Raw genomic sequence first — 13,166 nt, forward strand, 5'->3', positions numbered from 1 at the left:
TTATGGTCAACCAGATAGAATTCTCATTACAGCCCCGAAAAAGAGGCTTTCATCTGGTAACAGAAGAAATAAAGCAAAACCTGCTTGCTTTACCTCAGGCAGGTTTGCTGCATCTGTTCATAAAGCATACCTCTGCAGCTCTCACCATCAATGAGAATGCCGATCCCGATGTGCGGGAGGATATGGAATCTATTTTCAATCGTCTGATACGCGAACGTGAGCCTTACTATGTTCATACTATGGAAGGTGATGACGATATGCCTGCACATGCAAAGACGACTCTTGCAGGGGTTAGTCTTACTATACCGATTACAAAGAGCCGTCTTAATATGGGTATCTGGCAGGGGATCTATCTGTGCGAGTTTCGCAACCATGGAGGCAGCCGCTACATTGTGGCTACCGTCCTAAGCTGATTACTTGCTGAAGTACAGATAATATTCGCCCGGATCCAGTGTTATTTCTTGTGTCGGTTCATTTACAACCAAAGTCTTGCCGGTGAAATAATCCTGCCATGTTCCTGCCTTACCGAAGTTTACGGTTGCAGTCGCAGGTACAGTAGCGAAGTTTGCAATAGCACATACATGGCCCTCTGCCGACTTTAGCAGTATTTGTTTGAAGTTGTCGCCAATACCGATAGTATAATCAGTGGTAGAGAAAATAGGATTGGTCGTACGCAACTTGTTCATCTTGGCATATACATCATACAAGGCTTTCCTGTTTGTATCTTCTAAATAGTCCCATTTGATTGGTTTCTTAGCTGTACGAAAGCGCCCGTCTTGATAGTCGATCGTCCAATTGCCATCCTCACGGGCATTGATTGAGTAGTCATATCCCAATTCGCCAAACTGCCAGATCATCTTTGGCCCGGGAAGCGACATCAGGATAACAGCGGCAGCTTCTGTACGTGCCAGTCCGACAGGTAACTCCTGCACATTGTAAGACGGGTTGTTTGTATTGCCATACATGTTGTTTTTGAACATGATACGTTCCTCGTCGTGGCTTTCCATATAAGCCACAAGGTTTGGCTTTGTCCAGCCCCGTACCTTGTATGAAGCCCAATTGATATCTCCTTTCAGTTTTTTATTGTCTCCCATCTCATGCCCCCAACCCATGGTCACTTCGTTGAAGTTGTAGTTGATGTTACCCCAAAGATAAATTCCATAGTCGGACAGCACCTTCTCTTCACTATTATCCGCCAGATGTTCAAAGATAACGATCGCATCAGGATTACGCTTGCGGATTTCACTCACCATTCTTTTCAGTATATTAATACGGGCCTGGTCAAATGCATTGCCATCTCCTTTAGTATTGGTAAAACCTTTTGTAAAGTCGAAGCGGAAACCATCCACTTTATACTCTTTCATCCAGTATGAGCAAACACTGTCTACAAAGGCCTGAGTATATTTGCTTTCGTGATTGAAGTCGTACCCCCAGGAATAAACAGAGTTGGGAGACTCCTTATTGTACCATGGATTATCCCCTATATTATCATCATTCTCATTCTTATACATGGTGACCATGGGGCTTTGGCTATAACTATGATTCAATACCATATCCATAATTACGGCTATACCGTTTTGGTGGCAGGCGTCGATGAAAGCTTTATAATCGTTTGAGGTACCATATGCTTTATCGGTGGCGAAATAGAAAGACGGATTGTATCCCCAACTGTCATTCCCTTCAAACTCATTGAACGGCATAAGCTCTATCGCATTTACTCCCAGGTTCTTTATATAATCGAGTTTCTCCTGCACACCTTTTATACTTCGTTTCTCCGTAAAATCGCGGATAAGCACTTCATAAACAACCATGTTTTCAGGATTCTGAAGGCTAAAATCGGATATATTCCAGGAATATTTGCCAGGTGAGGTATTCACTACCATAGACAGGCCGGTAGTTTTTGTAGAAGGTGTAATCAAATCCGGATATATCTCATATTCCATATTGATATACTTATCATTATTGGGATCTGATATCTTAGATGCATAAGGGTCCGCAACCCTTATTTTATTATCGATCAGATATTGGCATATATACTCTTTGCCTTTCTCCAAACCACCGATCTTTATCCAGAAACGGTCATCCTTCTGATTCATTTTGTATGCCTCAGACACTTTCCAGTCATTGAAATCGCCGATAAGATGTACTGATTGCTTACCGGGTGCGAATAATACAAAGGCTAAGGAATCGTCACTGATAATAGTTATTCCATCTCTTAGGCTCTCAGAGGCGGATGGCTGTTTCGGTACTATAATGGGATCATCATTGTCGCTACATGCTACAAATATTAATAAGAACAAGAATAAAAAATGGAACTTTTTCATGATTAAAATTAGATTGAATTATCAATAGGTAGAAGTGAATGTAAAACTAACGTAATTTATTTATGCTGGTTTTTGTTTAACTGTTTAATCGATAAATTTAACCTGCAAACGGTTGCAGGTTAAATGATTGAAAGAGGTACATAGATATGTATGATTTGGACTATAACGATAAGTCAGGATAATAATATGTTTTGAAATGTTTGTTAGGAGCAGTTGAAATAATAGATGTATTAAATTAGAAGTAATTTATCTATAAGGTATGTTATTGCAAATGGATAATAATAAGAAAGATAATAATTATGAGCGAAATAGTAAAAGTACAAAAGGTGCTTTTCTTACAGGCTTCTATAAACGAAAGAGGCTGTCCCAAAAGGGTTTCAGCCTCTATTTTTTGTGTATTTCGTTAAAATATAGTATCTTAACGTTGCTTACAAATACGTTATGAAGATACGGTTTAAAGAGTTAAGTTCCAATCAAAGTGTTCTATTTCCGACTAATTTATTAGAACGGATTCCTTCTAATCATCCTGTTTTGATTGTTAATCAGGTAGTTGATCAGTTAAATATTGACTGTTTATTATCCCGTTATAAGGGAGGCGGTACTAGTGCTTACCATCCACGTATGTTACTCAAGGTATTGTTTTATTCCTACCTGTGCAATATCTATTCCTGTCGTAAGATAGCCAAAGCTTTACAAGAAAACATCTATTTTATGTGGCTCTCAGGCAATAGCACTCCAGATTTCCGTACTATTAACCGTTTCCGGGGCGAAGGTTTGAAAGAAGATATAAAATCCTTGTTTACCCAGATTGTGCTATTACTTCAGGAAGCAGGTTATGTAAGTTTGGATGTCCAGTATATCGATGGAACAAAGATAGAATCAGCCTCTAACAAATATACCTTTGTTTGGCGAGGCAGTGTAGAAAAGTACAAATCGAAACTGGAAGATAAAATACGTGATGTATTATCGTTGGTAGATAAACATATCGAACAAGATAAGCAAGAAGAAAATATATCAGAAACAAGTAATCCCATCAATAGTGACTTACTCCGTTCTAAAGTTAAAGTGCTGAACTCGCGCTTGGATAAGATAAACAAGATAGAACGCAAACAGGTTCAGCTACTGCAACAGGATTATCTTCCCCGTTTAGAGAAGTATGAGAATCAATTAGACAGGCTTGGAGATCGCAACTCTTACAGTAAGACAGATAAGGATGCCACTTTCATGCGTATGAAGGAAGACCATATGAAGAACGGACAATTAAAACCTGCCTACAATATACAGATAGCCACCCAAGAACAATTTATAACTAATCTGGGTATTTATCAGCGGGCCGGAGATACAGCTACTTTGCCTTCCTTCCTACAGGCCTTCGAAAACTCTTATCACAAACAATCCAAAACAGTAGTAGCTGATGCTGGGTATGGCAGTGAGCAGAACTATCAATTTATGGAAGATAACTTCATTGATGCTTATGTTAAATACAATTACTTCCATAAAGAACAGAAACGCACATGGAAAAAGAACGCCTTTGCTGTACAGAACCTATTTTACCATAAAGATAAAGACTTTTTTATTTGTCCAATGGGGCAAAAGCTGCTCAATATTGGACACAAGAAAAGTAAATCCGATTTAGGTTATATCTCTACTGTTACCCGTTATCAGGCACAAAATTGCAATGGATGCCCCCTTAGAGGCTTATGTCATAAGTCAAAAAATAACCGGACAATCGAAATCAACTACAAACTCAATGACTACAAACAAAAAGCAAGGGAACGTTTATTATCCGAGCAGGGGATTTATCACAGGGGACGACGATGCATAGAACCTGAAGCGGTATTTGCTCAGATAAAACATAACTCACAGTTCAACAGGTTCAGATTAAGAGGGTTAGAAAAGGTAAATATCGAATTTACCCTGGTAGCTATTGCTCATAACTTGAGAAAAATGGCAAGGAAAGCCGGTCTTTCTTCGCTTTTACTCAAAATAACAGTCTTTGGAAAGAAAAAAGGACTATCCAAAAAATTGTATACCATTAAGTCTCCAGGAATAATTTATTCTACCGCTGCTTAACAGAAAAAGAAGGCATCCCCTTTTAGGACACCCCCTTGTATATTTATTACAGTCGAAAAATTTTTCTGATTATATAGAAAGTATCTTCAGCGTATTTACCAAGTCTTGTTGTAACGGCTTATTCTTCTTGATCGCTTTTGAGAAAGGCACATTTACTATTTCGTCATTCTGTATGCCAATCATCACATTACGTTGTCCGTCCAATAACGCATCAATTGCCGCTGCACCCATTCTGCTTGCCAGAATCCGGTCGTTGGCGGTAGGAGAGCCTCCACGTTGCACATGTCCCAAAATAGTAACACGTACATCGTATTGCGGATATTCTGTTTTCACACGTTCAGCCATAGCCATTGCACCTCCGGTGATATCGCCTTCGGTTACAAGGACTAAACTACTGTTTTTGCTTTTGCGGAAACCGTTCGAGATCAAATCTCCCAACTGGTCTTGTTGCAGCATCATTTCAGGGATAATAGCTGCCTCGGCACCCGATGCAATGGCACCGTTCAGGGCAAGGAAACCACATTCACGTCCCATCACCTCTATAAAGAACAGCCGTTCGTGTGAGCTTGCAGTATCACGTATCTTATCTACAGCCTGCATAATGGTATTCAAGGCAGTATCATATCCAATGGTAAGGTCGGTACCTTGCAAGTCGTTATCAATTGTTCCGGGTAAGCCAACGATAGGATAGTTGAACTCCTGCGCAAATATACGTGCTCCGGTAAGGGAACCGTCTCCGCCGATAACTACCAATGCATCAATACCTTCTCTTTGCAGTGCTTCAAAAGCGATCTTACGACCTTCCGGCGTTTGGAATTCTTTACTACGGGCGGTTTTGAGAATTGTACCACCTTGTTGTATTATATTACTTACACTATTGGTTCTGAAAGGTTCTATTTCATCGAATATCAGCCCCTTATAACCACGCATAATACCTTTTACTTCCAGCCCGTTATAAATAGCAGCACGAGTGACAGCACGAATTGCAGCATTCATACCGGGAGCATCGCCTCCGGATGTTAAAATACCGATACACTTGATTGTAGACATAGTTTTACTAATATTTTATTCTCTTTTTTGCACGTTAAAAAATCAGGTACAAAAGTAAGAATAAAATGGCTGATTCGGTAATTTTTTAAAGCAATTTGGCTAAACTAATACCGATCTTATTTCATTTATCTTGGCTTCAACCTCTTCCATCTGCCATTTTGGTGTGGAGGTAGCACCACAAATTCCGATGGATGCAGTCTTACTTACAACATCGGGATCGATATCTGAAGGCGTGGTTATGAAATAAGAGTTTGGATTGTATTTCTTACATTCGGCAAAAAGTACTTTACCATTCGAACTCTTTTCTCCGGCTACAAAGAAGATAATATCATTTTTGGATGCAAACTCTTTGATATTCGGAATGCGGTTCGATACCTGACGGCAGATAGTGTCAAAGAATTCAAATTTGGCGTCGCCTATCATACGGCTCTGCATGATATCTATGATCTCCTGAAATCCATCGAGAGGTTTGGTCGTTTGTGAGAACAGGCATATATTTTTTGAGAAGTCGAGTTTTTCCAAATCCTCTTTCTTTTCAATGACAATTGCAGTTGATTCAGTCTGGCCTAAGAGTCCGTTTACCTCAGCATGACCATTTTTTCCATAGATAACGATCTGTGTATTATTGTCTTTCTCATTATCATATTTGTCGTGTATCTTTTTTTGCAGGCGAAGCACGACCGGGCATGAAGCATCGATAATTTCAATATTATTGTCCTTTGCAATCTGATATGTTGATGGCGGTTCGCCGTGTGCCCTCAATAAAACCCGGGCATCTTTCAATTTTGCAAATTCCTCGTGATTGATTGTTTTCAAGCCCAGTTGTTCAAGCCTGTCAACTTCCAGATTATTGTGGACTATATCACCAAGGCAATACAATGTGCCTCCTTTTGCGAGTTCCTCTTCCGCTTTTTTTATGGCGTTGACCACTCCAAAACAGAAACCTGATTTTGCGTCTATCTCTATATTACTCATTTAGTTTGTTGTTATTTGTTTGAACTTTTCCAGCAACCATTGCATCTGTTCATCAATGGTCATATGTGAATTGTCCAGAAGGATGGCGTCATCTGCTTTTATCAGAGGGCTTTCGGCCCGCGTCTGATCCATGTGGTCTCTGGACTTTAAATTTTCTAATACTTCATTAAAAGTTGTTTCTGTATTGCCTTTCGAACGTAATTCATCGAAGCGTCGTTGTGCCCTTATCGTTGCATCTGCTGTGACAAAGACTTTCATTTCAGCGTTAGGAAATACAACTGTGCCGATATCTCTTCCGTCCATTACTATGCCTTTAGCCTCACCCATTTTCTGCTGTAAGGCAACCATTGCATGACGTACAAATGGAATGGCACTAACAATACTTACTTTTGAAGAAACCTCCATGCTACGAATAGCGGATTCAACTTTTTCTCCGTTAAGATATGTGTCAGGCGCTCCTGTATCTTTATTTAGATGAAATTCTATTTTTATACTCTTTATTTCGTTATGCAATTTACTTTCGTTTAGTTTACCATCTTCGAATAAATTCTGTTGTATGCAGTAAAGTGTAACCGCTCGGTACATGGCCCCGCTGTCGATGTAGATGTATCCGATTTGTTTTGCCAGGCTTTTAGCCATTGTACTTTTACCGTTCGATGAAAAACCGTCGATTGCAATAACTATTTTCTTCATATTTAATTTTAAAACATTCTATCAGACTAAATGTTTAGTCTATCCCTTATAAATTTATTTAATTATCAGAGAGCAAAGATAGCTATTTTTGGTTATTAGCTGATACCTTTCTTATTCTGATTACTAAGCACGTAATGATTCTACTCTGATGATAATTTCTATAGGTTTGATTATCTGTAGCAAAGAAATTTATTTAGTTGTTAGATGTTTTTTGTTATTAACATTATTGTTGCATGTCAATCAAAAGCTGGATTTGAGCACTTTATTTTTTTATATTTTGACCAGGAGAATAAATTTTGTAATTTTGCAGTACCAACCCGTATATGATATTTCTATCTGATATTATATACGAACGATAAAACAAATGGAGGGGGTATCCGCAAAAGGGTACTCCCTTTTTGTGTGTCTTCTTCTGAAAAAAAAGTATGTTAGAATGGCAATAAATAACTTAAATATTATGAATGAAAGAATAAAAGGTGGGCTGCTGGTATTCGTGGGGGCAGCCAGCTTTGGCCTGTTGTCTACTATTGTAAAATTTGCTTATGCTAATGGTTATACGCTAGGCGAAATTACAGGTACTCAGTCTTTTTCGGGAATGGTTATCTTATGGATGCTATATATGGTCACCAAATCGTTTAAAAGAAAAGATAAACCAGAAGAGGCAAAAGTAATAAAATCTGAGACCAGTTGGTGGAAAATTACCCTGTCAGGAACCTTTACCGGTTTGGTTGGAATATTCTACTATCAGTGTGTCAGATTGTTACCTGCATCTGTGGCTATTATTTTGCTTATGCAATATTTGTGGATAAGTATACTGATCGAAGCTATCGTATTTAAGAAAAAGCCAAGCCGGAAGCAACTGTTGCTGCTTGGCGTTGTCCTCTTAGGTACGCTTCTGGCCGGTGGAATATTCAGTCAGGAAATAATTCTTAATCTGAAAGGTATTGTCTTCGGTTTACTGGCGGCAACTTGTTATGCTATATTTCTGATGACCAGCGGGCGTGTAGGCAATGATCTTCCTGTATTGAAAAAGAGTGCATTGATGATTACCGGTTCATGTGCTATCACCTGGATTATTTTTCCTCCTATGTTTTTCTTCAACGGTATATACTGGGAAGGATTGGTCTTTTGGGGATTAATTCTGGCTTTACTCGGTACTGTTATCCCTCCGCTTCTTTTTTCGATGGGTATACCGCGTGTAGGTGTTTCTATTGGAGCCATATTAAGTGCAGTAGAATTACCTGTAGCAATTTTATCTTCGGCATTTATCCTTCACGAATCTGTAGATAATACACGGTGGGTCGGGGTTATTCTTATATTAACAGCTATTATAGCTACAAATATCAAAACAAAAGAAATTGTGAGCCAATCTTGACTAAGAGATGGTTGTGACGGGTTTGAGTACATATAACAATGAGAATATTAAAGTAATACATCATTAATGTATCAGGTTATAGAGGCTGCATATTTTCGGGGCCGGGGTTATCCAACAGGTTATCATCTTCTATAGCCGGTTTAACTTTCTTTTTTCGAAATATGATTATTAAATATGTGACCGACAGAATTGAAGTGGCGAAAAGTAGATACACTCCGCTTCCATATTTCGGAAGTTTATAGAAAAGATTGAGGGATACGACGAAGGCCAATATGCCCGCTACCATAAGAAGTATTTGTGCTGATTTCTTTTTGAGAGACAGCCATAATACGGCGCTGAAGATGCTGAGAAGAGGAACAAGATAAACTATATATGTAGTATAAACCGATTCTTTATTACGGGAGAAGAAATTAGTGACTTTTGTTACTTTCTTCTGTATGTCGGGTATATCCCAACCTACGATTTTTACCAATCCCATATCGAGCCACGGTAACGAAAATGCGATGATAAATAACAGAGCAAAGAGCAATTCGAAAGATATGTAACGGTTTAGCTTGTCCATAATATTATAGTTCTATTTCGTCGGCGGTTATATATCCGTTTGTCATGCAATAGAATATCAATCCTGATACTGTTTTTATTCCCAGTTTGGCCGTGATATTCTTTCGGTGCGACAATACGGTGTTCAGGCTTATATTGAGTTTATCGGCCACCTCCTTATTTAGTAGTCCCAATGCTACAAGCCGGAGAACGTCCAGTTCGCGCTGCGACAAAGCCTGAGCTTTTGTTGCCTTGATAGCATGGCTAACCGATATCAGTTCCTGTAGATCTTCTACCCCTGATTCGGACAAATCAGCGATCATGGGTTTTAAAATCTTCTCCCTTATTCGGTTGTGCTTCTCCAAATCCCGTTGAAAACTGTCTATGGTAAATATAGTGGCATAGCACATGTTTTCGTTGAAGTTGCCGGATATATGTTTAATTATGATGCTTTTAAGGTCTGTAAGGAGGGCTAGGGGAGCGTCTCCTTTCATCATCCCCTGCTCAATCTGCCCGATCAGTTCGTTCTTAAACTCTGTGAACAGGCGGCTTATCAGTTTCAACTGAGGATTATTAGGGTCGCTCATAGATATAAAAGCGTTCAGATGCTTTTCCAGATTATGAAGTTGTCCGTGTATCAGGTATGCATCAGTCTGCTTTATATACGTAATTACCAGTTCGATATCGAATTTTTGAAGTTTACGCTCAGGGAAGTAGTCCTCATTCAGAAAAGTATTGAGTATGGCCAGGAAAAACTCCGTATTGATATTTGCTTTTCTGCAAATGTCGGCAATGGTACTATCTCCCAGTCCCAGCTTTATTCCGAAACGGTTTATAACGGGGATCAGCTGGTGATTTTCTTCTATGATTTCCGATAAAATAAAGGACGAATCTACAAAGAGCATATACTTGATAATTTTGATAACAAAAGTACATATTTATTCTGATATCTTTTTCTAAAATCTTTATCTATATAATTTAAGAAATATAGTCTGTATTTATATCACAATCAATACTTATAGATTTTAGCGATAAACCCTTAAAAACAATTTATGATAATTATCAGCCAATTGTTAAACAAATATCGGATTAAGATTGTTAAATTTGCATACACACTAAAAAACAGAAGTTTATGAAAAGGATATTTTTTACGTGTCTAACGCTCTCTGTATTACTTATTGGTAATATAAAAGCACAAAATATAAACAACGATAATAATAACAATCAAAAAACAAAAGCTATGAAATTTGAATTACCAAAGTTGCCATATGCAACAAATGCTTTAGAACCGGTTATAAGCCAACAGACTATCGAGTTACATTATGGTAAGCACCTTCAGACTTATATAACAAACCTGAATAATCTTGTTCCCGGAACAAAATTTGAGAATGCCGACCTTGAAACAATCGTAAAAGAAAGTGACGGCGCTATTTTCAACAATGCAGGACAGACATTGAACCACAATATATATTTCCTTTCTTTCAGTCCTAACGGAGGTGGAGAACCTAAAGGAAAACTTGCTGAGGCCATTAACAAAAAATGGGGTTCGTTCGAAAACTTCAAAAAAGAATTTGTTACAGCTGGTACAGCAGTATTCGGATCGGGCTGGGTATGGCTGGCTAAAGACAACGCAGGCAACCTGGAAATTACAAAAGAGCCTAATGCCGGAAATCCTATCACAAAGGGCTTGACCCCGCTTTTGGGATTCGACGTATGGGAACATGCTTATTATCTTGATTACCAAAACCGTCGTGCAGACCATCTTGCCGAATTGTGGAAGATAATCGATTGGAGTGCAGTAGAAGCTCGTTATTAATAGATTAGTGTTTATTATATTAAAAAAGCAACCTTCCGGGGTTGCTTTTTTGCTTATATTTGTATCAGAATGTAATACTTAAATGATGAAAAAAACAGCCATACTTGCCATAGACCTGCAAAATGATTTTACCTCTCCTGCAGGCTCCCTTTTTGTGAAGGATGCTGATATAGATGTAGTCCGTATTGCGGACTTTATCCGGAAAAATCAGGCTAAAATAGATTATGTAGCTCTCACGCTCGACTCACATCAACCTATACATATAGCTCATCAAATTTATTGGAAGAATAAGGCAGGAAATCATCCGCCGTTGTTCTCCAATATTAGTGTGGCGGATGTTAAGTCGGGATTATGGCAGGCGCAATATAACAAGGAATTAGCCATTCCATATCTGGAACAGCTTGAAGCCAAAGGCGAAGTATGTACTATATGGCCGATGCACTGTATATTAGGGACAAGCGGTTGGTCTATAGACAAAGCTGTTACCGACAGTCTTGTTGAATGGGCCGTGAATAATAATAAGTCGTATGAACTATTCCATAAGGGTTATTCGCAGTCGACCGAACATTACAGCATCTTCAGAGCGGCTGTAGAATGGGATTTCCAACCTGAAACACAATTGAATAGCAGGTTGCTGTCTAATTTAAACTCATATGACGAAGTATTGCTTATCGGAGAAGCTGCGGATTATTGTGTGGCTAACTCTCTTAATGACATCCTTGATACTTGCAGCGAACTGGCGAGGAAGACTGTAGTGCTCACAGATTGCATGTCTTGGATCAATTCTGAGAATGAAAGGGCAAAAATAATATTCGATAATGCCCGAAGAGCGGGAGTCCGTTTCGAAACAGCAGATAGCTATACCGTCTAATTCTCTTCAATCACTTCTTCAAATTTGCTTGCAGCCGGATTGTCAATAAATATTCTTTTTGCTACTTTTCCCACTACACGGGTAGATATGGCATCATACGAGCCTCCGACTACCCCGCCAATAACAGGAACGGCTTTTCCGAGTGAGGTTACTCCCTTCTCACCTGCTTTTGCAGCTAATTTGGTACTGACTTTTTCAATGGTTTTGCTTATCAGTTTCTCACTGGCTTTGATACTTACGTCCTTCAATAGCTCCTTTGCTCCATTACCTACCATGCAGATATAAACGAGCGATTTAACCCTGTCGTCTCTGATGTCGTGTCCACCCATGTAAGCTATAGCTGCTATCATGCGTATTTGCACATAAATCACACTGGCAATATTTGCAGGAACAGTCAGAGGCATAATCATAACCCCGCCTAGCCCGGTAACAAAGCCGCTGGTTGCCGCTTTTGCTACCTGCCATTTGATAAGTGAATCTACTTGCTGGCTCAGTGTACCATCCTGATGCAGATAGCTGTTGCCAAGATCATAGGCCGAATCCACACCAGTCAGGCCGACTACTGCTTTTGAATATGCCCAGTCGAGAGTTTTGGCTATCAGTCCGTTATTTGGCTTTATATTTTGTTTTTTGTCAGTCATAATTGAAAACCTTTAAACTATTCTTTATCTAAAATAAAACAATAACTATGCCAAGTTAGGCAAAAAGAATAAAGCGTCTCATTTTCAAGAAATGAAACGCTTTAATAAAAAGTAAAATAATTTAATTCTCATTCAACAGTCTGCCGAGATCATTAGGCGTAAGATTCATTGCCACAATTACCCCGTTTTCATCAATCAGGTAATTCTTAAATCCACGTTCTAACTGATAGCGATTGTACAGTTCGGAGGAAGCATCCCCTTTGGCCAGGAACTGATACCTGGTATCAATCTTATCCATAACCAACGTTCTCTCGTACACCGACTCGCTCTTGTCAAAAGAAACCGAAACCATCCGCACCGGATACTGCTTACTCTCGATCAGATGAGACAGCAGCACATTGTCCTTGTGCGAATAGGCGTCATAAGCCGCCCAGAAGTTTACCAATACTTTTTGACCTCTAAGGTCAGACAAATTAATTTTTGTTCCTGATTCATTTACCAAATTTTTAATATCAGGCAACAGGTTTCCCGGATAAATACCTTCCGAAAGACTAGAAGTTCTTGACATATTGGATGATAAACTTATAAACGTTATACCCGCAATCAAGAAGTACTTCAAATACTTCATAAAATAATCATTAGGTTACCACTAAAGTCTTTATCCCTCACTTCCCTCACAGAAAAGGGAAAAAGACCCTCCCAACTTTTGGGAACAGAATCAATTATCTACGCTTAGATAATTCATAATTCTGTATTTTGGGGTCAAAGATAATACAATTTTGCGAAATGTGAATAATCTGTTCTGGCT

The 13,166-nt window shown here is 38.9% G+C and carries 12 protein-coding genes and 1 pseudogene; 5 read left to right on the forward strand and 8 right to left on the reverse strand.

All coding sequences use genetic code 11. The features are described from left to right. Nucleotides 1-2: 2 nt before the first annotated feature. Nucleotides 3-413: a secondary thiamine-phosphate synthase enzyme YjbQ gene (locus tag IR083_RS20350; protein ID WP_194225677.1), complete on the forward strand. Its 411-nt coding sequence runs from the start codon at nt 3-5 to the stop codon at nt 411-413. On the opposite strand, the gene IR083_RS20355 is transcribed toward IR083_RS20350, so the two are convergent. Then, the gene (locus tag IR083_RS20355; RefSeq protein ID WP_194225678.1) at nt 414-2,324 is read right to left on the reverse strand and encodes an alpha-amylase family glycosyl hydrolase; all 1,911 of its coding nucleotides are present in this window, start codon (nt 2,322-2,324) and stop codon (nt 414-416) included. Between the two features lie 441 nt (nt 2,325-2,765). Here IR083_RS20355 and IR083_RS20360 point away from each other — a divergent pair. Beyond that, nucleotides 2,766-4,363 (forward strand): annotated as a pseudogene (locus IR083_RS20360) (IS1182 family transposase). A 103-nt stretch (nt 4,364-4,466) separates the two neighbouring features. Here the strand turns inward: IR083_RS20360 and pfkA are convergent. The 3 genes from pfkA to cmk form a co-directional block, all read right to left on the reverse strand. Beyond that, on the reverse strand, nt 4,467-5,447 hold the full coding sequence (pfkA, locus tag IR083_RS20365) for a 6-phosphofructokinase (RefSeq protein WP_006799542.1): 981 nt from the start codon (nt 5,445-5,447) through the stop codon (nt 4,467-4,469). Between the two features lie 99 nt (nt 5,448-5,546). Next, complete coding sequence (locus tag IR083_RS20370) at nt 5,547-6,422, reverse strand: 4-hydroxy-3-methylbut-2-enyl diphosphate reductase (RefSeq protein ID WP_006799541.1); 876 nt, start codon at nt 6,420-6,422, stop codon at nt 5,547-5,549. Next, complete coding sequence (gene cmk, locus IR083_RS20375; protein ID WP_194225679.1) at nt 6,423-7,115, reverse strand: (d)CMP kinase; 693 nt, start codon at nt 7,113-7,115, stop codon at nt 6,423-6,425. 457 nt (nt 7,116-7,572) lie between these two features. Between cmk and IR083_RS20380 the strand changes: the two genes are divergently transcribed. After that, nucleotides 7,573-8,490, forward strand: coding sequence for an EamA family transporter (locus IR083_RS20380; protein ID WP_006799539.1), 918 nt, complete (start codon nt 7,573-7,575; stop codon nt 8,488-8,490). A gap of 76 nt (nt 8,491-8,566) precedes the next feature. Here the strand turns inward: IR083_RS20380 and IR083_RS20385 are convergent, their stop codons facing one another. Together IR083_RS20385 and IR083_RS20390 are read right to left on the reverse strand one after the other, a co-directional pair. Beyond that, nucleotides 8,567-9,052 carry a hypothetical protein gene (locus tag IR083_RS20385; RefSeq protein WP_194225680.1) on the reverse strand — a complete coding sequence of 162 codons (486 nt, stop codon included), beginning with the start codon at nt 9,050-9,052 and terminating at the stop codon, nt 8,567-8,569. A 4-nt stretch (nt 9,053-9,056) separates the two neighbouring features. Continuing rightward, the gene (locus tag IR083_RS20390) at nt 9,057-9,935 is read right to left on the reverse strand and encodes a helix-turn-helix domain-containing protein (protein WP_006799537.1); all 879 of its coding nucleotides are present in this window, start codon (nt 9,933-9,935) and stop codon (nt 9,057-9,059) included. Between the two features lie 335 nt (nt 9,936-10,270). Here IR083_RS20390 and IR083_RS20395 point away from each other — a divergent pair, with 335 nt between their 5' ends. Together IR083_RS20395 and IR083_RS20400 are read left to right on the forward strand one after the other, a co-directional pair. After that, nucleotides 10,271-10,846 (forward strand): superoxide dismutase, encoded by a 576-nt coding sequence (locus tag IR083_RS20395; protein ID WP_194225796.1) that lies wholly within the window; start codon nt 10,271-10,273, stop codon nt 10,844-10,846. 82 nt (nt 10,847-10,928) lie between these two features. After that, nucleotides 10,929-11,717, forward strand: a complete 789-nt coding sequence (locus IR083_RS20400) for a hypothetical protein (protein ID WP_242052496.1) — start codon at nt 10,929-10,931, stop codon at nt 11,715-11,717. Here the strand turns inward: IR083_RS20400 and IR083_RS20405 are convergent. Next, nucleotides 11,714-12,358, reverse strand: coding sequence for an EcsC family protein (locus tag IR083_RS20405; RefSeq protein ID WP_194225681.1), 645 nt, complete (start codon nt 12,356-12,358; stop codon nt 11,714-11,716). The two genes, IR083_RS20400 and IR083_RS20405, sit on opposite strands and share 4 nt — an antisense overlap. A gap of 121 nt (nt 12,359-12,479) precedes the next feature. Next, nucleotides 12,480-12,926, reverse strand: coding sequence for a peroxiredoxin family protein (locus tag IR083_RS20410; RefSeq protein ID WP_006799533.1), 447 nt, complete (start codon nt 12,924-12,926; stop codon nt 12,480-12,482). Between the last annotated feature and the right edge of the window lie 240 nt (nt 12,927-13,166).

This window comes from Dysgonomonas sp. GY75 (genome assembly GCF_015234155.1).
Lineage (GTDB): Bacteria > Bacteroidota > Bacteroidia > Bacteroidales > Dysgonomonadaceae > Dysgonomonas > Dysgonomonas gadei.

Coding starts and splice junctions, on each gene's coding strand:
- IR083_RS20350 (WP_194225677.1), top strand. CDS start 3: ATGGTCAACCAGATAGAATTCTCATTACAGCCCCGAAAAAGAGGCTTT.
- IR083_RS20355 (WP_194225678.1), bottom strand. CDS start 2,324: ATGAAAAAGTTCCATTTTTTATTCTTGTTCTTATTAATATTTGTAGCA.
- pfkA (WP_006799542.1), bottom strand. CDS start 5,447: ATGTCTACAATCAAGTGTATCGGTATTTTAACATCCGGAGGCGATGCT.
- IR083_RS20370 (WP_006799541.1), bottom strand. CDS start 6,422: ATGAGTAATATAGAGATAGACGCAAAATCAGGTTTCTGTTTTGGAGTG.
- cmk (WP_194225679.1), bottom strand. CDS start 7,115: ATGAAGAAAATAGTTATTGCAATCGACGGTTTTTCATCGAACGGTAAA.
- IR083_RS20380 (WP_006799539.1), top strand. CDS start 7,573: ATGAATGAAAGAATAAAAGGTGGGCTGCTGGTATTCGTGGGGGCAGCC.
- IR083_RS20385 (WP_194225680.1), bottom strand. CDS start 9,052: ATGGACAAGCTAAACCGTTACATATCTTTCGAATTGCTCTTTGCTCTG.
- IR083_RS20390 (WP_006799537.1), bottom strand. CDS start 9,935: ATGCTCTTTGTAGATTCGTCCTTTATTTTATCGGAAATCATAGAAGAA.
- IR083_RS20395 (WP_194225796.1), top strand. CDS start 10,271: ATGAAATTTGAATTACCAAAGTTGCCATATGCAACAAATGCTTTAGAA.
- IR083_RS20400 (WP_242052496.1), top strand. CDS start 10,929: ATGATGAAAAAAACAGCCATACTTGCCATAGACCTGCAAAATGATTTT.
- IR083_RS20405 (WP_194225681.1), bottom strand. CDS start 12,358: ATGACTGACAAAAAACAAAATATAAAGCCAAATAACGGACTGATAGCC.
- IR083_RS20410 (WP_006799533.1), bottom strand. CDS start 12,926: ATGTCAAGAACTTCTAGTCTTTCGGAAGGTATTTATCCGGGAAACCTG.